Here is a 25,730-nt window from a genome sequence, read left to right on the forward strand (position 1 = left end):
TTTTTAATCTTCGGTTTCTTCCTCCGCATCGTCGCCAGCTTCCTCTTCACCAGCTTCTTCTGTAGTATCCTCGTCAGGAGCAGCTTCAAGAGCTTCACCGTCTACCACAATATGGCTTTCAGTTGTTTCTTCCACTTCTTCGTCATCGTGATCAATTCTTGCTACTGAAGCAATCTCATCGTTACCTTTTAAGTTAATTAAACGAACACCTTGTGTTGCTCTGCCCATTACTCTTAATTCGCTAACCACAATTCTAATGACAATACCTGATTTATTGATGATCATTAAGTCATCTGCATCAGTTACGTTTTTAATTGCAACAAGCGCTCCGGTTTTTTCAGTAACGTTAATGGTTTTAACACCCTTACCACCTCTGTTTGTAACGCGATAATCTTCGATGTCGGTACGTTTACCATAACCTTTTTCTGATACAACAAGAACAGTAGCTCCTGGATCATTAACAGCAATCATGCCAACTACTTCATCATTTTCATGAGCAAGGGTTACACCACGAACACCAGTTGCAGTTCTTCCCATTGGTCTAACCTTTTCTTCGTTAAAGCGAATTGCCCTTCCAGAGCGCAATGCCATAACAATTTCACTGGTTCCTGTGGTTAAACTTGCTTCAAGTAACTGATCTCCTTCATTGATGTTGATCGCATTGATACCATTAACTCTAGGTCTTGAATATGCTTCCAAAGAAGTTTTCTTGATTGTTCCTTTTTTGGTACACATGATAATATAATTATTTTCAAGGTACTCCTGATCTTTAAGGTTTTTAACCTTAATAAAGGCTTTAATCTTTTCTTCTTTAGGGATATTAATGATGTTCTGGATTGCTCTTCCTTTACTTAATCTAGATCCTTCAGGAATTTCGTATACCCTTAACCAGAAACAACGACCTGTTTCTGTAAAGAACAACATGTAGTTATGGTTTGATGCAATTAGCATGTGTTCAATGAAATCTTCATTTCTTGAGTCGCTACCTTTTGAACCTTTTCCACCTCTACCTTGAGTACGATATTCCGTTGCAGGCGTACGTTTGATATAACCTTCGTGAGAAATGGTAATTACTACGTCTTCATCTTCGATGAAGTCTTCCATGCTCATGTCCTCTGCAGAGTGCACGATTTGAGTTCTACGCTCATCACCGTATTTTTCTCTCATTTCGGTTAATTCCTCGGTGATGATCTGCATACGTTTACCTTCATCATCTAAAATAGACTGTAGGTATTCTATAGTTTTCATTAACTCGTTGTACTCGTCTTTAATTTTATCACGCTCCAGACCGGTTAACCTGCGGAGTGTCATATCAAGAATAGCTCTGGCTTGAATATCACTTAATCCAAATTTCTCCATTAAGCCTACTCTGGCTTCCTCAGGGGTATCTGAACTACGAATCAAGTTAATTACTTCATCTAAATGGTCAAGTGCAATTAACAAGCCTTCTAAGATGTGAGCACGTTTTTTTGCTTCGGCTAATTCAAACTTGGTTCTGCGGATTACAACTTCGTGACGGTGCTCAACGAAATATTGAATCAGGTCCTTTAGATTTAATAATTGCGGCCTGCCTTTAACAAGCGCAATGTTATTTACACTAAATGAAGTTTGTAAAGCAGTTTGCTTGAATAGGTTGTTTAGTACGATTGAAGCATTAGCATCGCGCTTAATTTCGTAAACAATACGGATACCGTCTTTATTGGACTCATCCTTAATGTTCGAAATACCTTCAATTTTTTTCTCTCCAACAAGTTCAGCAGTACGCTCAATCATCATTGCCTTATTAACCTGGTAAGGTATTTCGGTTACAATAATGGTTTCGCGGTCTTTTGTGGTTTCAATTTCTGCTTTAGAGCGCATTACAATACGACCTCTACCTGTTTCAAAAGCTTCCTGAACACCTGCGTAGCCATAAATAATAGCTCCTGTAGGAAAATCAGGTGCTTTTATGTGCTTCATTAATTCAGGAATAGTAATGTCGTTATTTTCGATGTAAGCTATTGTTGCATTAATTGCTTCAGTAATGTTGTGAGGAGGCATATTTGTAGCCATACCCACTGCAATACCTGATGATCCGTTTATCAGTAAGTTTGGAACTTTTGATGGAAGAACTGTTGGTTCTTGTAATGAATCATCAAAGTTTAACTGGAAATCTACAGTATCTTTATTGATATCGGCAAGCATTTCCTCTGCGATCTTCTGGAAGCGGGCCTCTGTATAACGCATTGCTGCTGGAAAGTCACCATCAATTGATCCAAAGTTACCCTGTCCTTCAACCATTAAATAACGTAAGCTCCATTCCTGAGCCATCCTTACCATAGTATTGTAAACAGAGGCATCACCATGCGGGTGATACTTACCGAGTACCTCACCTACAATACGTGCAGATTTTTTATATGGTTTGTTGTTTGTTAATCCCAGATCGAGCATACCATATAACACGCGGCGGTGTACAGGTTTTAATCCATCACGTACATCAGGTAGAGCCCTTGATACGATAACCGACATCGAATAATCGATGTAAGCTGATTTCATTTGCTCGTCAATATCGATCCTTATTATTTTGTCGTTTTCTTGATTTTCTAAATCTTCTGCCATAAATATTAATGTTCCTTAAGAACGATTTAAATGTGGTATTCTTATAACCTTGCGAAGCTAATAAAAAAAGCGCCATTAAGGCGCATTGTGGAAAAATTTTAACGTAGAAATTAGGCTATTCTTAAGCCCATTCTATACCTTTTTTAAGCTTGCTTAAAGTGTAGGATTCTTCGCTGTCTGGAAGTGTTTGATGATTGTAGATCCATTTGGCCATAGGCGGTAAACTCATTAAAATAGATTCAATTCTGCCATTGGTTTCGAGACCAAATTTTGTTCCTGCATCATAGACCAAATTAAATTCAGCATACCGGCTTCTGCGCAGGTATTGCCACTCTTGTTGCTTCTCGTTAAATTCCTTATCTCTGTTTCTGTCAATTAGTTCCGTATATGCAGGAATAAATGTATTACCAACTGCAATGGAAAAATCAAGAATCTGATCAAAGGATAAACCTGTGTTTTCAGGTTTTAATCGGTCGTAAAATATACCCCCAACTCCCCGGGTTTCTTCCCGATGTTTGATGAAGAAATAGTCATCGGCATGTGCCTTAAATTTATGGTAAAAGGAAGTATCAAATTCGTCGCAGGTATGTTTTAGAAGATGGTGAAAATATCGTGCATCGGTATCGATAATATAATGTGGGGTTAAATCTATCCCTCCACCGAACCATCTTGTTTCGTTATCCATTTCAAAATACCTAATATTCATATGAATTATAGGTACAAAAGGATTATTTGGGTGCATTACGATTGATACACCGGTAGCAAAAAAGTCTTCGCTATCAACCTTAAAGGCTTTTCTAACGGATTCTGGTAGTTTACCATGTACTGCAGAAAAGTTAACGCCACCCTTTTCAATAACATTACCGTGTTGCATTATGCGCGTGCGACCACCGCCGCCACCATCTCTATTCCAAATCTCTTCTTCAAATTTAGCTTTGCCGTCTGCCAACTCCAGGCTTTTGCAAATCTGATCCTGAATTTGCTGATAAGCCGCTACTACTCTATCTTTAAACACCATTTCTTTAAAACTATACACGCAAAGTTAACCTTAATAAAAAGGCATCATTCCTTTAATTTTCAGATAGTACATTTTTTTGACACTACTCCTCCTCAAAGTTCAAATCGCGGCCATAAGTCTCATCTAAATTGTACAAACCGATGTATGCAAGTCCTACTGTTAATACTGCCAGACAAAGTGCTGCGTTAATAATTCCCATTCTTACCACTAAAAACTGAAATAAAAGCGTAACCAGAATCAGCGATCCTCTTACCATGTTTGGAACACTGGTAGTCACAGTGGCACGTAGGTTTGTTCCAAATTGCTCTGCTGCAATAGTTACAAATACAACCCAATATCCTGTGAACAAACCAAAAAATACGCATAATATATAAAAGCCAGTGGCGGTCCATCCTGTGTTTAACAGATATACCAGCATGGCGCAAAATGTTAGCGTGATAAAGATAAAAACGATCTTTTTACGTGTTTTGAAAAGCTGGCTTAAAGCGCCACTTAAGAAATCGCCTAATGAAATCCCTATATAAGTAAACATTACACCTTTTCCGTTGTCGAGAACATCGACGGCGTTCAATGCTTTTCCAAATTCAGGGGCTATACCAACCAGAATACCTACTACAAACCATAGTGGTATAGCGATAAGGATACAGCTTAGGTATTTAGATAAACGTTTCCAGGGATAAAATAACATAAAGAAATTTCCTTTGGTAACTTCTTTTTTAGACATCTTTTCAAATAATCCAGATTCAAAAACACCAAATCTTAAGGCCAATAGTACAATACCCAGGCCTCCCCCAACAAAAAATGCGGTTCTCCATTCAAAAAGATCTCCAACTATATATGCTGCAACAGCGCCCATAAGGCCAATTCCGGCTACCAGCATCGTTCCGTATCCCCTCTTTTCCTTACTCATACTTTCGCTTACAAGCGTAATACCGGCACCGAGTTCCCCTGCTAAGCCTATTCCGGCAATAAATCTTAACGCTGCATATACTGGAATGCTTGTAGCAAACCCGTTAGCAATATTGGCCAGCGAATACATGATTATGGAACCAAAAAGTACAGATAACCTGCCTTTCTTGTCTCCCAGAACACCCCAGAATATACCTCCAATAAGTAGCCCTGCCATTTGCCAGTTCATCAGATATAGACCGGTTTCGGTAATTTTACCCGCCGGAACTCCTAATGACGATAAACTCTTATTTTTAATAATAAGAAATAAAAGAAGGTCGTATATATCTACAAAATAGCCCAGCGCCGCCACCAGGATTAAAAAAAATACACTTCTATTCTGTTTGCTGTTAATCATACAAAGTTTGTTTGGTTGCTGAAAATACAAACAAATTTTATTTCTGATAAAACATTTTAATAAAAAAAACACGTATCGAAGCAATTTGCCTCGATACGTGTTTGAATTATTGCTCGTTATTTACCTAAGATTTCTATTACTAAGGTTTTATAGTTGTATCTGGTGGTAATTTAGTAGTGTCAGCTGGAACTGTTTTAGCAGTATCCACAGGTTTCATTGTTGTGTCTGTTGAGGTACTATCTGAAGTACCTGATACATTCTTCGTTGAGTTGCATGCTGAAATGGCTATTATTACCGAGCCCGCAAAAGCAAGACTTAAAATTAACTTTTTCATAGGATTGTTTTTATATATGTACTGGACAATCAACAAGGTCAACCCATAAAAGTTTTAAATAATTTAAAACTTGTTAGTTAAAAACAGAAAAAAGGCACTCCTGTTTTACCAAAAATGCCTTTAAAAATTAACTATTATTTATTTTTTCGGCATCAAAACACCGTCTATTACATAGGTTAGACCGTTACTGGAAATTACATCAGGAATGGTGATTTTAGCATCGTTAACCCACCATTCACCGTTTTTTTCTGTTAGCTTAACTTTCTGACCCTGCACAGTTGTAAGCTCCATTCCATTTTTTAAATCAGAAGATTTGTAGCTACCCGCCACCACATGATAAGTTAGTACACCGGTAAGATCTTTTTTCATTTCCGGTTTCAATAAATTATCAACCGCACCTACAGGTAATTTAGCAAATGCTTCGTTGGTAGGCGCAAATACCGTAAATGGGCCTGTTCCGCTTAGTGTTTCAACCAGTCCGGCTGCTTTTACAGCCGCAACCAATGTAGTGTGATCACTAGATCCTAAAGCATTTTCTACAATATTTTTAGATGGAACCATCATGGTACCGCCAACTTCAACTCCATTTTCTGCAGCCATAGTTGTGTCAACAACAGAAGTATCCATCATTGAGCTATCATTCGTTGTATCGGCAGTTTTAGATGAGTTACAAGCTGAAACAAGAGCCAGTAATGCCATACCTGCGGTTAAACTTAAAAATTGCTTTTTCATAAAATTTAGTTTTGTTGTTTTAGATTTTCGTTTTATTTAACATATAAACGAGAATAACAACAAAGCAGATTTTTATTGATGCATTTTTAATTTATCAAGCAATTCAGGCGAAACATTTTCGGCGTAAGCCCCATAAGCATCAATTAATACCCCTTTTAAATTACCTACTGGAGATGATATGGCATAGATCACTGCGCTGTCGTCCGGGTCGTTCATGCCTTCAAATCTGTAAAACTCATCAATCTCAAACTCTTCGGGCATCAATCTCATGTCAATTGCTTTACACTCTAGAAAGTCTGAGTTAAGCGTAAAATCGTATTCATAACCTCGCTTCTCGAGGTCAGACACAGCTGCTGTAAGGGTATCGTATATATACATACTCTAATTTACTAAAAATTTACTTTATCCTACCACATAAAATTTCATAGTTCAATAAACTTTCTGATATTTAAGCATCATGGTTGTATCAGAGAAAACCCTTAAGTGGGGATTGTGCTTGTACCCTCCTATGCTGTTCCAACGCATATGGGTTAAAAGATTTCATAAAGGGTTCAGAGGAGTTGATGTAAAAATTAACAAGAGCATCTTTAATAAAAATTATAACGGTTCTATATTTGGAGGTACTATATATGCTGCAACTGATCCATTTTATGCATTACTGTTTGATCAGCTGCTTCAAAGAGAAGGATTTAAGGTAAGGGTTTGGCTAAAAAGTGCCTCTATACAGTATTTAAAGCCTGGTCGGGGCAATTTATACTTTACCATAATAGTTACAGATGATATGTTGAATGAGGCTATTGAGGCTTTAAATACCTCGGGAAAATTTGTAAAGGCTTATCCAATGGAAATAACCAATGCCGAAGGTGAAATATGTGCTACTGTATTAAACGAAGTGTATGTTCGTAACCTTCATCAGGGCGAACAACCACGAATAGCTTATTAAATATTACCATTCGCTTAACAACATATAAAAATGAATATCAGGAAACTAATTTTGCAGGGCGAAGGAACTACACTGGATTTCAAAAAGACGATTACAAACAACGAAAAGATTGCTAAGAGTCTGGTTGCATTTGCTAATAATAAAGGAGGCCAATTGCTTATTGGTGTAGCTGATGATGGAAGTATTAAAGGTGTGAAATCTGAAGATGAAGAGCGTTATATGATCACCAAGTCTGCTCATCAGTTTTGTAAACCTGCAATAGAACCTGAATTTGAGGAAATATATATTGATGATAAATTAGTGCTGGTGGTAAAAATTGCCGAAAGTGATATCAAACCGCATTATGCGCTTGATGAAAATAAAAAATGGTGGGTTTATTATCGGGTAAATGATAAAAGCATTTTGGCCAGCAAGATCATCGTTGATGTGATTAAAAAAAGTAGTAAAGCCAATGGCCAGCTAATTACTTATACAGAGCAGGAAAAGAAATTATTTGAGCATCTTAGTCTTGAAGGCAGAATAACGCTTAAGGAGTTTAGTAAGCTTACACGCAGCTCCTACCGGCAGGCGCAGAAGATATTGGTAAGCTTAATTCTAAGCGGCGTTATTAAGCCCAATACCTCAGATAAGGAAGAGTTTTTTACCACAGTATAACCTGCATTCGCTTGGCTACCTGAACATCATTATTTCAAGCAATCGAGATAAAGCTGGCTATGTTTTCATAAATCACAACAAAATAACCGACTTTTGCTAAAATGTTGAATACCTTATACGCTAAGTACAAACCTTATTATTCTGATAATTTACGATTGGCAATGCCAATTGTTGTTTCTCAGCTGGGCCATACCCTTGCCCACCTGGCAGACAGTGTTATTGTCGGTCATTTTGCAGGTACAATTCAACTCGCTGCTGTATCCTTGGTGAACAGTCTGTTTATGCTCATCCTGGTTTTAGGTATGGGGATAGCTTATGGATTGACTCCACTGATAGCCCAGGAGAACGGCCGTAAAAATTACGATGAATGTGGTAAGCTACTTTCTAATAGCTTAATTATAAATTTCTCTATCTCTTTATTGCTATATGCCTTTGTTCATTTAGGCACTTTGTTGGTAATAGATCATATTGGGCAGTCGCCCGAAGTTGTTGCTTATGCAAAACCGTATCTGGGGCTGCTTGGTTTCTCAATTATTCCATTAATGATATTTCAAACTTTCAAACAGTTTGCCGAAGGATTAGGCTTTACAAAACAAGCCATGTTTGTGTCTATCTGGGGTAATGTGATTAATATTGTTTTAGGGGTCATTTTTGTTAAGGGGATGTTTGGCGTAGCTCCTATGGGAGTAAAAGGTGTAGGCCTGAGTACTTTGATAGATCGTACGGTTATGGCTATTGTAATGACTATATATGTTTTACGCTCAGCTGTCTTTAAGGTTTATATTAAGCAATTTAAAGCGACCTTCTTTGACAAAGTAAGAGCATTTAAAATCGTGAAAATTGGCGCCCCGGTTGCACTGCAATATTCCTTTGAAATTAGTGCTTTCAGCGGAGCAGCAATATTAATAGGAACCATAGGGGCAGTAGAACAAGCTGCCCATCAGGTAGCCATAAACCTTGCTTCTATTACGTATATGATGGCTAGTGGAATTGCCTCGGCGGCTACTATTAAAACAGGCAATAATTTTGGGAAAAGCAATTTTAAAGACCTTAGGCAATCGGCTATTGCAAGTTACCACGTAATACTCTTGTTTATGACTGTTACTGCCTTGTTTTTTGTACTGGCGAATAACTGGCTACCCTTTCTGTATACAGAAGATAATGCTGTAATTAGTATTGCTGCCCAGTTACTTATTATTGCAGGATTTTTTCAATTATTTGATGGTACCCAGGTGGTCGGTTTAGGGGTTTTAAGAGGCATTGGAGATGTGAATGTTCCAACCATCATTACCTTCATTGCCTACTGGGTAATTGGTATTCCGCTGGGTTACTTTCTCGGGATAAAGCTTGACATGGGAGTTAATGGTATTTGGTACGGGTTAACCTTTGGCTTGCTTACTGCCTCGGTCCTATTGTTTATCAGGTTTCAAAATAAGACCAGAATTTTGCTTGTCAGGGTGTCTGGCTAAATAAAAAAATAAAAATTTTGTTTATTCATTAAGTTGCGCTAATATTGTCGACTAATTCGATAGATTTAATATGAGCAGACAATAATGAGCATACGCGAAAACCAGATTAGAATTGCTGTTAGCAATAAATTACAAGAAAAGAAATGGAAGCGGATCGCTTATATATGTCTATTTATACTGGCAGCCCTGTTTATCGGCATTGCTATTTACAATAACGTTACCTATCAGGATGCGCTGGCATTTGGCGAAGAATTATACGCACAGCTGGATGATAAGTTTTTATGGATGCTTGTTGTCGGTTTCATGGCGCAAATGGTTGACGGTGCTTTAGGAATGGGCTATGGCGTAATTTCTACTACCCTGCTGTTATCCGGCGGTCTAAATCCGGCAGTTATTTCTGGTAGCATCCATACTGCTGAAATGTTTTCCAGCGGAGCTTCTGGCTTTAGTCATTATCGTTTTGGTAATGTGAATAAAAAACTTTTTAAGACCTTGTTAATTCCAGGTGTACTGGGCGCAATTGCAGGAGCATTATTATTAGGATATGCCGGAGAAGCCTTTTCGGTGTGGATAAGACCTGTAATTTCTATATACACATTGTTACTTGGGATCAGGATATTGACTAATGCATTTAAGGAAAAGCAAAAACCTCAAAAGGTAAAGCGTGCAGGCTGGCTGGCAGGTGCCGGAGGCTTCCTGGATTCCTTTGGTGGTGGTGGCTGGGGGCCATTGGTTACCTCTACCTTAATCTCTAAGGGCCGTACACCTAAATATGTAATCGGGTCTGTAAGTTTAACCGAGTTTTTTGTAACCATGGCCAGTGCAGTCACGTTTTTCTTTATTCTCGGCGTAAGTCATTGGCAATCGATACTTGGATTGATTGTCGGGGGAATAATAGCAGCCCCGTTAGCTGCCCGTTTAGTGGGGAAACTTCCTATTAAAAAGATGTTTATAGGAGTCGGTATTATAGTAATTATATCAAGCTTACGTATCATTTGGATGTTTATAGATAAATTAACCTAAGAATCTTAGTAACTTAATATAATCTCGAAAATTATTCCGTAATTTTATAACAGAAAGGAAATCTTAAAAAAATACTCCAAATGAATGTTAAATTAGATTGATAATGGAACGGAATTCAGTTGGAATAGAAAAATATCATTGCCGTAGATGTGCTAAACCACTAGATTATCGGATTCCGCGACAACAAATCGTAAAAACTATTCTATTTTGGATGCCTCTCAAAAGATATAAGTGTACTTCCTGCGAAAAAAAGCAATATGTAGTGGTTAAAAGATAAAAGGGTATTGAAAATGCTTCAATACCCTTTTATCTTTTCATATGTAACCCTCAGCTATGCTCTACCTTGTAAATGGTAGTTTGTGCATACGTTTCACCCGGTCTTAATATCGTACCTGGAAATTCAGGAATATTAATTGCATTTGGATGATGTTGCGTTTCTACACAAAATCCTCCAAAAGGTCTGTAATTTCTTCCTTGTTTACCGTGCTTAACATTAAGGTATTTACCGGTATATAAATGAGCAATTGGTTCAGTTGTGTACACAGATAGCTTTAAGCCTCCGGTTTGTTCAGTTGTTTCAGAAGCTAATGTGAGCTCGCCATATTCTTTATCGAGCACATAAGTTTGATCGTATCCTTCTGCAGAATCCCAGTCTGCGTCAAATTCCTTACCACCCAAAAAATCATGATGAGTACCTTCTACCGGAATAAGTTTTCCGGTTACTACATAGTTGTCATCTTGTTCAAGATAATTACTGGCAGGCATTCTGTGGTGATGTCTAGCAACTGAACCACCTGCAGGCGCGAGATTGAAATAGCCATGATGCGTTAAGTTAACAGCTGTAGCTTTATCTGTTGTTGCTTTAAAATCAAGAATCAGTTCGTCCTCATCAGTTAATTTAAAAGTTAACTGAATGGTAAGATTTCCAGGGAAATTCTCCTCACCATCGGGACTTATATATTGAAGTGTTACGCTTGGGTCAATGGTAGATAAGACATCCCATACCCTCTTGTCGTAGCCGGTATCGCCCCCATGCAGGCAGTCCCCTCCTTTTGCTTGCGACAGCTGATAAACCTCACCATCAATAGTAAATTTGCCATTTTTAATTCGATTGGCATATCTGCCAATAACAGCCCCTAAAAAAGGGTAATCTGCTAAATATTCCTCGTTTATGTATTGATCAACATCATCAAATCCCAATACTATATCCTGCTTTTCTCCATTTTTATTGGTTACTATAAATTTACTTATTATAGCACCATAATTGTATATTTTGACATATGTTCCCTTAGTATTTGTTAACTCTACACCAAGTACTTCTTTGCCATCTATAATTTTACCTGTCTTTATTAGTTTAGTCTTCATTTATATATAATAAAATGCATTTTATGTTGAATTGAACTTACTCGATTCGGTTCATAGTTGTATATTTAGGGCCAGGTATTTTTAGAACCACTCGTTTGTCAAACAATACTATAAATACTTTATTAAAACTAAAACATTAATTTAAAATATTACAATGAAAGCGGAATTAACCAATAAATTCTTTGAAAAGTATGAACAACAACCAACAGCACATTATTTTACTCCAGGTCGCGTAAACTTAATTGGCGAACATATAGATTACAATGGAGGCTTGGTAATGCCTTGTGCAGTTACGTTAGGAACCTGGTTAATTATTGCCCCAAATAACGACAGCGTAATTAGATTTAAAAGTTTAAATTTTGATGAAACTGCAGAAATTGAATTGAAACCATCTTACACTAAAACTGGTTCTGAGTGGTTCAATTATCCTCTGGGTGTTTTTAATGAAATTTCAAAGAAACATAAAATTCCGCAAGGTTTAGATCTTTTGTTTTTTGGTAATATTCCAATTGGTTCAGGTCTGTCTTCTTCTGCTTCTATTGAAGTAGTAATGGCTTATGCTTTAAATGATTATTTTAAGTTAGGTTATGAAAAAATTGAGTTACCACTGTTAGCTCAGAAAGTCGAGAACGAATTTATAGGTGTGAACTGTGGCATTATGGATCAGTTTGCTGTTGCCTTTGGTGAAACTGATAAAGCGATAGTATTAAACTGTGATACATTAAAATATAAGATAGTAGATTGTAATCTTGGAGATTATTCACTTGCTATCATCAATACAAACAAACCTCGTAAACTGGCTGAATCTAAATATAACGAAAGAGTATCTGAATGCCAGACAGCCTTAGCTCAATTAAATCAAGAAATTAAGCTTAATAATTTATGTGAGTTAACAGCAGAAAAGTTCGCTTTACATAGTCATCTAATTACTGACGAAACTGTTTTGAAGAGAGCAACTCATGTTATTAAAGAAAATGACAGGGTTAATTTTGCAGCTAAAGCATTGAATGAGGGTAACTTAGTGGAGTTTGGACGTTTAATGTATGCTTCTCATCAATCCTTAAAAGATCTATATGAAGTAACTGGGGTAGAACTTGATACTGTAGTAGATTTCTGTTCTGATTATGAGCATGTTATTGGTGCTCGTATGACAGGTGCAGGTTTTGGAGGATGTGCTATTGCTTTGCTTAAAAAAGGACAGGAAGAAGATTTTGCCAAACAGCTTACGGACTACTATGTAGCGCGTGTGGGCTACCCGGCTGCAATTTATATTAGTGAAATTGGTAACGGTGCGTCTGCTATTTAATGAAAAAGCTAAAATTAGATGAGCTAAACCGCGTTGGCGTTGATGAATTTAAAGAACAAGAAAAGCTACCTGTAATTGTGGTACTTGATAATGTGCGAAGCATGCACAATATTGGCTCTGTTTTCAGAACTGCAGATGGTTTTGCTATCGAAAAATTATATCTGTGCGGAATTACGGCTCAGCCTCCGCACAGAGAAATTGAAAAAACAGCTCTTGGTGCAACACAATCTGTAGAATGGGTTCATTTTGAAACAACCCTTGATGCCGTAGCTTCATTAAGAGCAGACGGTTATCGGATCATTGGAATAGAGCAAGCTGCGGGCAGCATCATGCTAAATACATATAAACCGAGACCTTCTGAAAAATATGCTTTGATTTTTGGTAACGAAGTTAATGGTGTTAGTGATGAAGTGATGGGTCAGATTGATGAATGCATCGAAATTCCACAGTTTGGCACAAAGCATTCTTTTAATATCGTAATATCTGCGGGCATTGTGCTTTGGGATTTCTTTGCTAAATTAAGGCTGTAAAATATTTCTACTTCTATATCATGGAGAATGGCTTATTAAAGAAAATGTATTTCAAGCCTGGTTTTAAGGTTTTATTGGCAAATGCTCCCGAAAATAGTGCCGCTATTTTAGGGGACGTCAGTAACATAACATTAGTTAGCAGTTCTGCTGAGGATTTTAATGGCTTGCTGCTTTTTGTAAAGAACAGCACTGATTTAAACAGAGAGCTTAAACTTTGGGCGCCAAAAATAGACGATAAAAAAACAGTTTGGATTGCTTATCCAAAAAAGACCTCCGGTATTGTTACCGATCTTAAAATGGAGAAGTGGAAAGAACTGGAACTTTATAAACTTACTCCTTGTGCTTCAGCAGCAATTGACGATACCTGGACAGGCATTAGAATTAAACCAATCGATCAGGTAAAAGCATCTGGAGTTGGAAATAATGAAATTAAAAACAATGAATTTGCTGAGTTTATAGATATTGAAAATAAAAAAGTTACGGTGCCAGCAGATTTGGCAAAGTTATTTTTGCAGCATCCACAAGCACAGTCTTTTTTTGATACCCTCGCCTATTCACATAAAAAGGAATATGTATTGTGGATACTCACGGCCAAGCAAGAACAAACAAGAATAGGCAGATTGCAGAAAACTGTTGAAATGTTACTGGTTGGTAAAAAGAATCCAACTATGAAATAGTCCTGACATTCAATATTTGGATATCCCTTTAATTTGTGGTATGCGAATATTTTTACTATTTCTACTCTGTGCTGCTTTAGCAAGTTGTAACCATTTCGAGTTTAGTCCAAATCAAACTTTTGATAAAATTTCTTTAAAAGATGTAAATGCTACCAATCTTAAAAGGTTGGGTAATGGCGCTGATGATGATACCGTAACTTTTGTTTTAACTGGAGATAGCCAGAAATCTCGGGATGAAACTGTACAGTTTTGCAAAGCTGTAAATGCTATAAAAGGTATTGATTTTGTGGTTCTTGACGGTGATATTACGGAATTCGGAGTTTTAAAAGAAATGCTTTGGATCTCAAGAACCCTTGAAGATCTTAATCCTCCTTATGTTGCAGTTATTGGAAATCATGATGAAACCGCCAGAGGCAAAGAAACATTTCAACATATGTTTGGCGAACTTGATTATTCTTTTGTGTATGGCGGTGTAAAATTCGTTTGCCATGATAGTAATAGCCGGGAATACAACTTTAATGGCCAGGTACCTAATATTCCCTGGTTAAAAAATGAATTGAAACCATCATCTGCTGTTAAGGGTTTTGTAGCGATCTCCCATGTTCCGGTTAACTCGGAAGATTTTGATAGCAAATTAATAAAGGATTATACAACCACATTTGCTCAAACTCCTGGCTTTCTGGCATCGCTAAACGCACATGCTCATAATTATAGTCTTTATTATCCCGATGATTCGGGTATCCCCTATGTGATCACAAGCGCGGTGGCAAATAAAGAGTTTTTAGTTGTACAAATTGTAAATAATAAGATAAGTTTTGAGAGAGTATATTTTTAAGTTCCGCTTCGTTTTTTTTCTGTTGGTTGCTACTAGTGCTAAAGTATCAGCGCAGAATTTTAAGTTCTTAATTCCTGATGAGGCAATTGTACAGTACGCCGGGAGTATCGGGTATTTTAGTGGAGGTGTAGGTTATGAGCTTTTTGGTAATAAAAAAGGTAATTTAGATTTGCTTTATGGATTTGTGCCAGGTAATAAAGGTGGGGTTTTGAATATAGCAACTGTTAAATTTGGCTATAAACCATGGACTATTAAATTAAAAGATTGGGGAAAGATTTATCCTTTTAATCCTGCAATATTTGCTACTTATACTTTTCATAAGGATCTGTCCTTCAAATTTCCAAGTGGACAATATGCCCATGATTATTATTACTGGTCCGAGGCATTACGCCCACATCTCGCTTTCAGTAGTGAAATGGAGTTAAACGCAAAAAAACTTTTGAAAAACACAGGTATCAGAGCTGTTGGTCTTTATATAGAGGCAAATACCAATGATTTTTATCTGATCAATTACCTTCAAAATACTTCTGCATTAACTGTGACAGATATTTTTCAGCTGGGAATAGGAATGCGTGTTAAGTTTTAAAAGGAAACGCAGTGACCATAAGCAAAAGGCTCCGGTAAATATATCGGAGCCTTTTGCTTGTTATAATATTTATATCTACTTAAGCGTATGGAATACCATCTTTAGAAGGTAAGCTACTGTGCCCCATTAAGTATTGATCTACTTTTCTGGCTGCTTCTCTTCCTTCAGATATTGCCCAAACTACTAATGACTGTCCGCGGCGCATATCACCGGCAGCAAAGATCTTAGCAATATTGGTTTGATATTTACCTTCTTCAGCTTTTACGTTTCCTCTGTTGTCAAGTTCAACGCCAAGGTTTTCAATTAACCCTTCTTTTTGCGGATGTAAAAAGCCCATAGCTAAAAGAACAAGCTGACAAGGAAGATCACGCTCTGTACCTGCTTTTTCTTTGAAGTTTACAGGGCGACCATTAGCATCAATCTCCCATTCTACATCAACTACTTTTACAGCCTTCAGATTTCCGTTTTCGTCTTTGATGAATTCTTTCGTATTTACTCCCCATCCTCTTTCACATCCTTCTTCGTGAGAAGAAGTTACTTTTAAAAGCATTGGGTAAGTTGGCCAAGGCATGTTACTGGTACGTTGTTGCGAAGGCATCGGCATAATCTCAAACTGAGTTACCGATTTTGCACCCTGGCGGTTAGAAGTACCAATGCAATCAGATCCGGTATCACCACCACCAATTACAATAACATCTTTACCAGTTGCTAATATAGCTTCACCATCAACTGCGAAGTTTTTAACGCGTTTGTTTTGTTGCTTTAAGAAATCCATTGCAAAGTGAACACCTTTCGCCTCCCTTCCTTTTGCAGGAAGATCTCTCGGTATAGTTGAACCACCAGCAAGAATGATTGATTGGAAATCTCTAAGTAATGTGTTCAATTCTACATTTACACCAACGTTTGAATTACATTTAAATACAATGCCTTCTTTTTCCATTAAAGCGACGCGTCTTGTAACAACATCCTTTTGTAATTTAAAATCAGGGATACCATAGTTAAGTAAACCGCCTGGTGTGTCGTCACGTTCGTAAACAACAACCTCATGTCCGGCTTTGTTCAATTGGGCCGCAGCAGCCAAACCTGCAGGTCCAGAACCAATAACAGCCACTTTTTTACCAGTGCGGATTAGTGGTTGCTCAGCTTTAATATAACCTTTATCAAAGGCAATTTCAATGATGTGTTTCTCTATCTCCTCAATTGATACAGGTGATTTGTTGATTCCAAGTACACATGCTGATTCGCATGGTGCCGGGCAAATTCTTCCTGTAAATTCGGGGAAGTTATTTGTGCTCAATAAGATAGTGCTGGCCAGATGCCAGTCGCCTTTATACACCGCTTCATTGAATTCAGGAATCACGTTGCCTAGTGGACAACCCGACTGGCAGAAGGGAACACCGCAGTCCATACATCTGGCTGCTTCTTTGTTAACTTCCTCCAGTTCAAAATTCTTTACGAATTCATTATAATGTTTTAAACGCTCTTTTGCATCTTCTTTTAAAGGAGCAGTTCTCTCGTATTCTAAAAATCCAGTTACTTTTCCCATTATTTAAGATATTTTCAGTTTGTTACTTTTGTTCATTAATACTGCTTTGTATTCTTTAGGGAATACTTTGATGAAGTGTGCAGATTGTGTTGCCCAGTCGTCTAATAAGAATTTAGCTACACTACTGTCTGTAAGCTGAAGATGTTTCTTTAATAAATGAGTGATACGTAGTTCATCTTGCTCATCAAGAGGATCCAGATCTACCATCTCTTTATTGCATTTATTTGCAAAATCACCTTTAACATTATAGATCCATGCAATACCACCGCTCATACCAGCCGCAAAGTTGCTGCCTGTATCGCCAATAACCAGCACTTCACCACCTGTCATGTATTCACAACCATGATCTCCAAGTCCTTCAACAACGGCAGTTGCACCAGAGTTACGGACCGCGAATCTTTCACCAGCCTGTCCTCTTACAAACAGCTCACCAGAAGTTGCGCCGTAAAGTGCTACGTTACCGATAATGATGTTTTGCTCAGGAACATATTTAGTGGTACCAAAAGGGAAAATTGATAATCTCGCTCCCGAAAGTCCTTTACCTACATAATCATTTGCCTCACCTTCAAGATGTAGTGAGATACCTTTTGTAGCAAATGCTCCGAAACTCTGACCAGCAGAACCTTTGAATTTGAAATTAATGGTATCAGCAGGTAAGCCTTGTGATTTGTAAATTTTCGAAACCTCGTTTGAAAGCATGGTACCGATTGCACGGTTGGTATTTTTAACTTCGAACTCCTTATATATCGGCTCTTTGTTAAATAATGCCGGTTGTGCAGCTTTAATTAATTCGTGATCCAGAATTTCCGATAACCCATGATCCTGATCCTCTGTTTTGAATAAGCTTAATCCATTATCTGGTGCTTTATATAAAATTGCAGAAAGATCAAGGTCTTTTTGTTTCCAGTCTTCCTGAGCTATTGCACGTACTTTTAACGCGTCAGATTGACCAACCATTTCTTCAACGCTTCTGAAACCAAGTTCAGCCATTGTTTCTCTTAACTCCTGAGCCAAGAAATAGAATAGGTTGACTACGTGATCAGCCTCACCTGTAAATAGTTTTCTTAAGTTAGGATCTTGAGTGGCTACACCAACAGGGCAAGTATTTAAGTGGCATTTACGCATCATAATACATCCTGCGGTTACCAGTGCAGCAGTTGCAACACCCCATTCTTCGGCTCCAAGTAAAGTTGCTATAGCAATATCTCTACCTGTTTTTAGCTGTCCGTCTGTTTGTAACACAACCCTGCTACGCAAGCGGTTTTTAACAAGGGTTTGGTGTGCTTCCGCTAATCCAAGTTCCCAAGGTAACCCAGCATGTTGTATTGAGGTTAATGGAGATGCACCAGTACCGCCATCAAATCCCGAAACCAGGATTACATCAGCATGTGCTTTAGCTACCCCGGCAGCAATAGTACCAACACCAGCTTTAGAAACCAGTTTTACGTTGATTCTCGCTTCCCTGTTCGCATTCTTTAGATCGAATATTAACTGTGCTAAATCCTCAATAGAATAAATATCGTGGTGTGGCGGAGGCGAGATCAATCCTACCCCCGGAGTAGCGTGGCGAACTTTTGCAATCCAATCATCTACTTTGTGTCCAGGTAATTGACCACCTTCACCAGGTTTTGCGCCTTGTGCCATTTTAATTTGCAATTCATCTGCGTTAGTAAGGTAGTAACTAGTTACACCAAAACGTGCAGAAGCGATTTGCTTAATTGCAGAACGCATTGAATCGCCATTTTCAAGCACTTCATACCTCAATTCATCTTCACCACCCTCTCCGGTATTGCTTTTTCCACCAATGCGGTTCATTGCAATGGCTAATGTAGAGTGTGCTTCGTGAGAGATGGAACCGAATGACATTGCTCCTGTAGCAAATCTTTTAAAGATATTTTCAACTGGTTCAACCTCCTCTAAAGAAATAGCCGGACGATTGTAACTGAATTCAAATAAACCTCTTATTGTATACGCCTGGTTTGTTTGCTCGTTTACCAGTTTAGAGTATTGTTTGTAAGTGCTGTAATCATTTTTTCTGGTAGCGTTTTGCAACAAGTGGATGGTTTGAGGGTTGAACAAATGCTGCTCACCTTTACGTTTCCATTTGTAGTTACCACCAGTAGGTAATATCGCATCCGGACGGTTAGCCAATTTAAAGATTCTGTTGTGTTTAATCAACGTTTCCTTAGCTATTTCGTCTAAGCCTAATCCACCGATTCTTGAAACAGCTCCGGTAAAGTAGTTATCTACTACGCTCTTATGTAATCCAAGAATTTCGAATATCTGAGCACCATGGTATGATTGTAATGTAGATATACCCATTTTAGAGAATATCTTTAACAAACCATTGTTAACTGCATAGATATAATTCTGGAATAGTTTTTCTTTTTTCTCCTGAAGTTCAGTTTCAAAACCGGCAATAGTTTCTAAAGCCAGATAAGGATTTACTGCAGTTGCACCAAAACCAATTAAGGTTGCAAAATGATGAACTTCCCAAACATCACCAGCTTCAACCACAATACCCACAGCACCTCTGTATCCTTTACGGATTAAGTGATGGTGAACAGCTGAAACAGCTAATAACGAAGGAATGGCAGCATGCTCAGAATCAAGAGCCCTGTCAGAAAGGATAATTACCTGGAAACCATCTTCAACAGCATCAACAGCATAGCGGCAAAGTCTTTCAATACCTTTAGCTAATGCACCTGGGTTGCCGTCGGCTCTGAAATAAGTTTGTAAGGTTTTAGATTGGAATACTCCGGTATCTATACTTCTTAATTTCTCAAGCTCAAGGTTAGTTAATATAGGATGCTTAATGCCTACACAATGACATTGCATTGCATTTTCTTCCAATATATTACCGTTATTACCCATAAAACCGGCTAAACTCATTACCACTTTTTCCCTGATCGGGTCAATTGGCGGGTTAGTAACCTGGGCAAATAATTGCTTAAAGTATGAAGCTAAGTGTTGAGGCTTTTGAGATAGGATAGCCAAAGGAATATCGGTACCCATTGAACCAATTGGTTCTTTGCCATCCTGAGCCATTGGTTTTAAGATTAGATCGATATCTTCTCTGCTATAGCCAAAAACTTGTTGGTATCTAAAAATAGACTCCTGAGAGAGGTTACTAAACACCAATCTTGGATCAGGAAGTTCTTCCAGTCTGATCTGGTATTTATTGATCCAGTCGCCATAAGGTTTGCTGCCACATACCTGTTGTTTAATCTCAGCATCACTAATGATTCTGCCTTGCTCCATATCTACCACAAACATTTTTCCAGGAGTTAATCTTCCTTTTTCAATGATTTTGCTTTGATCAAGAGCTAGTGCACCAGCTTCGGATGCCATAATTACACGGTCATCTTCAGTAATGGCGTATCTTTGCGGACGAAGTCCGTTTCTATCTAATGTAGCACCTATAAGGTTACCATCAGTAAATGAAACTGCTGCCGGTCCATCCCAAGGCTCCATTAAGGTAGCATGGAATTTATAGAAAGCTTGTTTCAATTCATCCATATCGTCATTACCATCCCATGCCTCAGGAATTAACATCATCAGAACATGTGGTAAAGAACGACCAGAGTGAAGTAGTAATTCTACTATGTTATCTAAACATCCCGAATCTGAGTTAGACTCATCAATTACAGGAAGTAAAATATTTAATTCTTCAGGAGTAAAGTAAGAAGAAGCAAAAGATTTCACACTTGCTCTGAACCAGTTAAGGTTACCTTGCAAAGTGTTTATTTCTCCGTTGTGGGCAATGTACCTGAAAGGTTGTGCCAGCCTCCATGAAGGGAAAGTGTTTGTTGCAAAACGCGAGTGAACTAAACCAAAGGCTGAAACCACGCGCTTATCGCTAAGTTCAGTAAAGTAGCTTCTAACTTGCAATGAAGTTAGTTGACCTTTATATACAATTGTTCTTGACGAAAAAGAAGCGATATAAAAATCGCCATTAATACCTTTAACGGTATTGTTAATTGTTTTAGACAGGTAGTTTTTAAACACGTACAGTTTACGTTCAAAATCTGCACCTGCTGCAATTACATGAGGACGGGCAATAAATACCTGCTCCATTTCCGGTTCTACTGATAAGGCCATATCTCCAATACCTTCTGTATTGGTAATTACCTTTCTAAAGCCCAGAACTTCCAGGTTTAGTTTTTCGGCAGCGCGGTAAATAATTTCCCTACATTCTTCTCTTGCCTTTACATCTTTGGGTAGGAATAGCATTCCGACGCCGTAATCTCCAGATTCATTTAAGCTGAATCCGATTTTGAGACACTCGTCATACAGGAATTCATGGGGTATTTGTATCATAATACCAGCCCCATCACCCGTATTGATTTCAGCACCGACAGCTCCGCGGTGATCAAGATTTTCAAGAATGGTTATAGCGTCAGAAATAATTTGCTGCGATTTCCTGCCTTTTATATGGGCAACAAATCCGATACCGCAGGCATCGTGCTCAAAACGCTGGTCATATAACCCTTGGTTATCTTGTTTTGGTTCCATAAGTCTCGTTTAAATATTAGTTTTGGTATAGTGTATTTAGGACACTAAGATACGAATAAAATTCAAGGAATTATAATATTCACATATTTTTTAGAAAAAAAGCAGTACTTGGCAATGAACTGAGCGCTTAATTATCATATTGGTAAATTACATCGTTTTAATTTACAATGTTGGTAATGGTGTTATTTAGAATTATTTTGCATAACAAAATAATTACAATTGGCTTTATACGCTTTAAACGCTATTTTTCCTGTTTTTTGCTGAGGTTTTTTTGATTGTATTATATTCAACTTGTCTCTTTCTCTCGTAAGGTTATTTAAATATAACGGAAATATTAAATTATTTACAAACTCAATCTCTTTAACGTCAATTGATTATCTTTATTTCCTTAAAAAAGTTGAAATATTTAGTGATTTTCCTTTCGTAGATTCAGGTCTTTTGCTACTTTTGTGGCGGGCAAGTCTTTTACGATCAGCTCCTTTTGAACTCCCCCAGGTCGGGAACGAAGCAAGGGTAGAAAGTTGTAGCGATGCGATAAGAGGTGCTTGCCCTTTTTTTACTTTCAATGTAAAAAAAAGGCTCTCCTCTCCTATTTATTCCATCTTTTCTTAAAAGACTTCAATGTAAATACCTAATTTAGGCGTTTATTAATTGACAACTTATAACATTAACCAATTTGCTAAATTAAATAACATGAAATTTTTTATTGACACAGCTAATCTTGATCAAATAAAAGAAGCACAAGATCTTGGTGTTTTAGATGGTGTAACCACTAACCCTAGTCTTATGGCTAAAGAAGGTATTACGGGCGATGCAAACGTAATTGCGCATTACAAGGCAATCTGCGCTATTGTAGATGATAATGTAAGTGCTGAAGTAATATCTACCACTTATGATGAAATTATCAAAGAAGGTGAAGCCTTAGCTAAATTAGATCCAAAGATTGTTGTTAAAGTCCCAATGATTAAAGATGGCGTTAAAGCAATTAAATACCTTTCGTCTAAAGGCATCAGAACCAACTGTACTTTAATTTTTTCTGCCGGACAGGCATTATTAGCTGCTAAAGCTGGTGCATCTTATGTATCTCCGTTTTTAGGTCGTTTAGATGACATCTCTACTGATGGTTTACAATTAATTGAAGATATTAGATTAATATTTGATAACTACGGTTACCCAACTCAAATTTTAGCTGCTTCTATACGCGGTCCATTGCATATTGTAAACTGTGCTAAATTAGGTGCAGATGTAATTACAGGTCCTTTATCTGCAATTACTTCTTTGTTAAAACACCCATTAACTGATAGCGGTTTAGCTCAGTTCCTTGCAGACCACAAAAAAGCTTCAGAAGCAAAATAATATTTCCTTAAATGCATAAAAAAGGCTGGATCATAATTATGATACCAGCTTTTTTTATGCGATTTATTGGCAATGACAGCTATTACTTATCTTTAGCTCTGTCTAATATTCCTGCGCTAAGTGTTTGAAATTCATTCCCTGCAAGCACTTCCTTAACAAGATTATAATCTATCTGTTCATCAGGCAGTATCTCAATACCCTTTACCCCTGCTCCATTTGCAGCTTCAACATCCCTTGGTTTGTCGCCAATCATTACAGAAAGTGCAGGATCAATGTTGTATGTGGCAATAGCTTCTAAAAGCATTCCCGATTTAGGTTTTCTGCATTCGCAATCGCCAGAAACGGTTGGATGATGAGGACAATAGTATGCATGTGTTATCAAGGCATCTTGAGCTTCAAATTTTTGGGCAAGAACTTTATGCATTTCGGCCAGTGTTTCTTCTGTATATCGCTTTTGAGCAATCCCACCTTGATTTGTAATTACAATAAGCAAGTAACCTTCGTCAAATAGTTTTTTTAATGGAGGAATCTGATATTCCAATACTTCAAAATCTTCTAGTTTGGTAATGTAATCGTGGATTTCGTGATTAAGAACGCCATCGCGATCCAAAAAAATAGCTTTATTCATTATTTATAGTTATTCCTCCAGGTATTTTTATACCTTATGGGTTAGTTTAATACCTCAAATATGAGAATATAAAGTTTATTATGGCCAGATATTGTTTGTTTTTATTAAACAAATGACCTTTGGCTATGTTATTAAAAGAGTTGAACATTAAATAAAAATTATTATGCCATACGTTAAAAAAAATGCTGAGAACAGTTCATCGGTTAATATTTTTTTTGAAGATTTAGGGACGGGTAAACCTGTGGTTTTAATCCATGGATGGCCGGTATCGCACGAAATGTGGGAATATCAGGTTAATACACTAGTAAATGCAGGATATAGATGTATAGCATACGATAGACGTGGTTTTGGTCAATCAGACAGACCATGGCATAGTTATGATTATGATACACTTGCAGCCGATTTACACGAGGTAATTACAGCGCTAGACTTAAACGATGTTACCCTTGTAGGATTTTCGATGGGTGGTGGCGAAGTGGTTAGGTATTTAGGTAAATATGGGTCATCCAGAGTTACTAAGGCAGTGTTAATCAGTTCTGTCGTTCCTCTGCTATTAAAAACAGAAGATCATGAAGATGGGGTTCCCCGTGAAGTATTCGATGGTATGATTGCAGGCTTACTAAATGACCGGCCTGCTTTTTTAGCAGAATTTGGGCGGCAATTTTTCAGTGTAGATGGGCAGAACAAGCCAGTTAGCCAGGAAATTCAAAACTGGATGCATCAACTTGCAGTTGTTGCCAGTCCAAGAGCTACCACTGAATGTGTTCGTTCCTTCTCTGAAACTAATTTTAGAACAGATTTAAGTGTAATCACCATTCCTGTATTGATTATTCATGGCAATGACGATAAAATTGTACCTATTAATATTACCAGTGACATAACATCTTCATTGTTGCCCAACTCAGAATATCATGTTATAGAAGGTGCATCACACGGTGTGTTCCTTACGCATAAAGATGAGATTAATAAAATGCTGCTTAATTTTCTATGAAAATAAGTAGCCCTCTACCCTATTGTTTAATCGCAATTTGCCTTTTTTATGGAGATGGGAATATTAATTGAAGGTGAAGAAAAGATTAAATGTAAATAATAAGGCTAGGAATCAGCTTACTATGTGATTTATCGATATATTATTTGCAGAATATATATCGTAATCCTATATTTGCACCACTTTAAAGGGAAACGCTTTAGAGGAAAGTTCCAGATAAGAACTTTGATTCCGTAGCTCAGCTGGTAGAGCATTACACTTTTAATGTAGTGGTCCTGGGTTCGAATCCCAGCGGGATCACAGACGAATGATAAGAAGCGCACTTAGGTGCGCTTCTTTCGTTTAAACTGCTTATTTCTAGCAACTTTTACAAAAAAAGAAGGCCAAAACAAATCAAAGTAAATCTATCCATATGGTGCCCTATTTGGTACCCTGATGATATGATTTAAATTTGGGGTTCCGAATTTCTAAAAAGACTTCTGTGGCGTGAGTTTTAAGAAAATCAATGTGTTTTTCCGGCATAAGCCGGGGAATATTTGATCACTTAAATGCTTGCAAAATGAAAAGCGATGAAAAGCTGTTGATTATGTTTTGGCTGAAAAAGTCGAAATCAACAAAAAGTGGCCTGGCACCACTTTATGCCCGTATTACAATCGAAGGTGAAGATGACGAAATTTCCATTTCCCGAAAAGCACACCCTGATTTCTGGGACACAACTTTAAAACGGGTTGTAGAACCAAGTACAGAAGCAAGGCCATATAAAAAAACTCAAACAAATTCTTACAGGCTGCGTAACCAAAGATTACATTCTGAAAAATCCAATACTGGAATATTGCTGTTCAGGTGGTGAAAAGGATGTTGACCTGTTCTTCAGGCACATACTCACCGGATGCGCTTTCAGCGATAAACCAACCGTAGCATAATCCTGCACTACATGTTCTCCCTTGGCCATTAGTGGCAACTCCACCTGCGTTTCAAGCAAACTTTCTGAGGGCTGGCCTTTAAACAATTCTACCCCCAGACGTACTAAGATCGAACCACTTTATGGAAGATCTAATGAAAATCGCCCTAATACCACTAGAAAACGTAGAAATATGACATCCAAATTAATGAGACAATTATGAAAAATGCTTGAGTATTTTAAATGACACCTCGAGTAAAAGATTATGAGTCTCCTAGTTTAACCACGCTATTTTGAGGAAAGATGTATTTCATTGTTGCTGCTTTTAACTGTTTCAGAGTTTCTGCGTTTGTACCAAATTAAGTTAAACGACGCAGGTAGACAGGGCCTTCTACTGTCCTGGCAGTCTGTAATGTCGAT

22 protein-coding genes, 1 tRNA gene and 1 other RNA gene are annotated in these 25,730 nt (G+C 37.6%); 14 read left to right on the plus strand and 10 right to left on the minus strand.

What is annotated here, in order from left to right; translation table 11 throughout:
• Positions 1 to 3: 3 nt before the first annotated feature.
• The 6 genes from gyrA to AC6CH7_RS10325 all read right to left on the minus strand — a co-directional run bounded on the left by gyrA (position 4) and on the right by AC6CH7_RS10325 (position 6,366).
• Positions 4 to 2,598, minus strand: coding sequence for a DNA gyrase subunit A (gyrA, locus tag AC6CH7_RS10300; protein ID WP_498262612.1), 2,595 nt, complete (start codon positions 2,596 to 2,598; stop codon positions 4 to 6).
• Positions 2,599 to 2,719: 121 nt separating this feature from the next.
• On the minus strand, positions 2,720 to 3,616 hold the full coding sequence (hemF, locus tag AC6CH7_RS10305) for an oxygen-dependent coproporphyrinogen oxidase (protein WP_498262613.1): 897 nt from the start codon (positions 3,614 to 3,616) through the stop codon (positions 2,720 to 2,722).
• 82 nt (positions 3,617 to 3,698) lie between these two features.
• Positions 3,699 to 4,922 carry an MFS transporter gene (locus AC6CH7_RS10310; RefSeq protein ID WP_498262614.1) on the minus strand — a complete coding sequence of 408 codons (1,224 nt, stop codon included), beginning with the start codon at positions 4,920 to 4,922 and terminating at the stop codon, positions 3,699 to 3,701.
• Positions 4,923 to 5,061: 139 nt separating this feature from the next.
• Entirely contained in the window at positions 5,062 to 5,256 is a 195-nt protein-coding gene (locus AC6CH7_RS10315; RefSeq protein WP_498262615.1) for a coproporphyrinogen III oxidase, read from the minus strand.
• A gap of 138 nt (positions 5,257 to 5,394) precedes the next feature.
• Entirely contained in the window at positions 5,395 to 5,988 is a 594-nt protein-coding gene (locus AC6CH7_RS10320) for a fasciclin domain-containing protein (RefSeq protein WP_498262616.1), read from the minus strand.
• 72 nt (positions 5,989 to 6,060) lie between these two features.
• Complete coding sequence (locus AC6CH7_RS10325; RefSeq protein WP_294873825.1) at positions 6,061 to 6,366, minus strand: phosphoribosylpyrophosphate synthetase; 306 nt, start codon at positions 6,364 to 6,366, stop codon at positions 6,061 to 6,063.
• Between the two features lie 79 nt (positions 6,367 to 6,445).
• Here AC6CH7_RS10325 and AC6CH7_RS10330 point away from each other — a divergent pair, with 79 nt between their 5' ends.
• The 4 genes from AC6CH7_RS10330 (at position 6,446) to AC6CH7_RS10345 (ending at position 10,077) form a co-directional block, all read left to right on the plus strand.
• Positions 6,446 to 6,931 (plus strand): DUF4442 domain-containing protein, encoded by a 486-nt coding sequence (locus AC6CH7_RS10330; RefSeq protein ID WP_498262617.1) that lies wholly within the window; start codon positions 6,446 to 6,448, stop codon positions 6,929 to 6,931.
• A gap of 30 nt (positions 6,932 to 6,961) precedes the next feature.
• Positions 6,962 to 7,585, plus strand: coding sequence for an AlbA family DNA-binding domain-containing protein (locus AC6CH7_RS10335; RefSeq protein ID WP_498262618.1), 624 nt, complete (start codon positions 6,962 to 6,964; stop codon positions 7,583 to 7,585).
• A 101-nt stretch (positions 7,586 to 7,686) separates the two neighbouring features.
• Complete coding sequence (locus AC6CH7_RS10340) at positions 7,687 to 9,054, plus strand: MATE family efflux transporter (RefSeq protein WP_498262619.1); 1,368 nt, start codon at positions 7,687 to 7,689, stop codon at positions 9,052 to 9,054.
• 84 nt (positions 9,055 to 9,138) lie between these two features.
• A complete protein-coding gene (locus AC6CH7_RS10345) occupies positions 9,139 to 10,077 on the plus strand; it encodes a sulfite exporter TauE/SafE family protein (RefSeq protein WP_498262620.1) in 939 nt (312 codons plus the stop codon).
• A 327-nt stretch (positions 10,078 to 10,404) separates the two neighbouring features.
• Here AC6CH7_RS10345 and AC6CH7_RS10350 read toward each other — a convergent pair whose 3' ends face one another.
• The gene (locus AC6CH7_RS10350; protein WP_498262621.1) at positions 10,405 to 11,442 is read right to left on the minus strand and encodes an aldose epimerase family protein; all 1,038 of its coding nucleotides are present in this window, start codon (positions 11,440 to 11,442) and stop codon (positions 10,405 to 10,407) included.
• Between the two features lie 154 nt (positions 11,443 to 11,596).
• Here AC6CH7_RS10350 and AC6CH7_RS10355 point away from each other — a divergent pair, with 154 nt between their 5' ends.
• Genes AC6CH7_RS10355 through AC6CH7_RS10375 form a run of 5 tightly spaced genes read left to right on the plus strand, consistent with a single transcriptional unit; the run spans position 11,597 to position 15,376 of the window.
• Complete coding sequence (locus tag AC6CH7_RS10355; RefSeq protein WP_498262622.1) at positions 11,597 to 12,748, plus strand: galactokinase; 1,152 nt, start codon at positions 11,597 to 11,599, stop codon at positions 12,746 to 12,748.
• Positions 12,748 to 13,278, plus strand: coding sequence for an RNA methyltransferase (locus tag AC6CH7_RS10360; protein ID WP_498262623.1), 531 nt, complete (start codon positions 12,748 to 12,750; stop codon positions 13,276 to 13,278). Before AC6CH7_RS10355 ends, AC6CH7_RS10360 begins: the two co-directional genes overlap by 1 nt.
• Positions 13,279 to 13,298: 20 nt before the next feature.
• Positions 13,299 to 13,955 carry a YdeI/OmpD-associated family protein gene (locus AC6CH7_RS10365; protein ID WP_498262624.1) on the plus strand — a complete coding sequence of 219 codons (657 nt, stop codon included), beginning with the start codon at positions 13,299 to 13,301 and terminating at the stop codon, positions 13,953 to 13,955.
• Positions 13,956 to 13,995: 40 nt separating this feature from the next.
• Entirely contained in the window at positions 13,996 to 14,790 is a 795-nt protein-coding gene (locus AC6CH7_RS10370) for a metallophosphoesterase family protein (RefSeq protein ID WP_498262625.1), read from the plus strand.
• On the plus strand, positions 14,771 to 15,376 hold the full coding sequence (locus AC6CH7_RS10375; RefSeq protein ID WP_498262626.1) for a hypothetical protein: 606 nt from the start codon (positions 14,771 to 14,773) through the stop codon (positions 15,374 to 15,376). The genes AC6CH7_RS10370 and AC6CH7_RS10375 overlap by 20 nt, the downstream gene beginning before the upstream one ends.
• Before the next feature lie 79 nt (positions 15,377 to 15,455).
• On the opposite strand, the gene AC6CH7_RS10380 is transcribed toward AC6CH7_RS10375, so the two are convergent.
• Together AC6CH7_RS10380 and gltB are read right to left on the minus strand one after the other, a co-directional pair.
• Entirely contained in the window at positions 15,456 to 16,922 is a 1,467-nt protein-coding gene (locus AC6CH7_RS10380; RefSeq protein WP_068890767.1) for a glutamate synthase subunit beta, read from the minus strand.
• Between the two features lie 3 nt (positions 16,923 to 16,925).
• Complete coding sequence (gltB, locus tag AC6CH7_RS10385; protein WP_498262627.1) at positions 16,926 to 21,437, minus strand: glutamate synthase large subunit; 4,512 nt, start codon at positions 21,435 to 21,437, stop codon at positions 16,926 to 16,928.
• A gap of 454 nt (positions 21,438 to 21,891) precedes the next feature.
• Here gltB and ffs point away from each other — a divergent pair.
• Positions 21,892 to 21,991: signal recognition particle sRNA small type (gene ffs, locus AC6CH7_RS10390), an RNA gene on the plus strand.
• A gap of 139 nt (positions 21,992 to 22,130) precedes the next feature.
• Positions 22,131 to 22,793 (plus strand): fructose-6-phosphate aldolase, encoded by a 663-nt coding sequence (gene fsa, locus AC6CH7_RS10395; RefSeq protein WP_498262628.1) that lies wholly within the window; start codon positions 22,131 to 22,133, stop codon positions 22,791 to 22,793.
• Positions 22,794 to 22,875: 82 nt separating this feature from the next.
• Here the strand turns inward: fsa and AC6CH7_RS10400 are convergent, their stop codons facing one another.
• Positions 22,876 to 23,421 carry a D-glycero-alpha-D-manno-heptose-1,7-bisphosphate 7-phosphatase gene (locus AC6CH7_RS10400; RefSeq protein WP_498262629.1) on the minus strand — a complete coding sequence of 182 codons (546 nt, stop codon included), beginning with the start codon at positions 23,419 to 23,421 and terminating at the stop codon, positions 22,876 to 22,878.
• A 163-nt stretch (positions 23,422 to 23,584) separates the two neighbouring features.
• Here AC6CH7_RS10400 and AC6CH7_RS10405 point away from each other — a divergent pair, with 163 nt between their 5' ends.
• From AC6CH7_RS10405 to AC6CH7_RS10415, 3 genes are all read left to right on the plus strand, one after another.
• The gene (locus AC6CH7_RS10405; RefSeq protein WP_498262630.1) at positions 23,585 to 24,412 is read left to right on the plus strand and encodes an alpha/beta fold hydrolase; all 828 of its coding nucleotides are present in this window, start codon (positions 23,585 to 23,587) and stop codon (positions 24,410 to 24,412) included.
• Between the two features lie 224 nt (positions 24,413 to 24,636).
• A tRNA-Lys gene (locus AC6CH7_RS10410) sits at positions 24,637 to 24,709 on the plus strand.
• A 259-nt stretch (positions 24,710 to 24,968) separates the two neighbouring features.
• On the plus strand, positions 24,969 to 25,259 hold the full coding sequence (locus AC6CH7_RS10415) for an Arm DNA-binding domain-containing protein (RefSeq protein ID WP_498262631.1): 291 nt from the start codon (positions 24,969 to 24,971) through the stop codon (positions 25,257 to 25,259).
• The last annotated feature ends 471 nt before the right edge of the window (positions 25,260 to 25,730 follow it).

This window comes from Pedobacter sp. GQ55, from assembly GCF_059758925.1.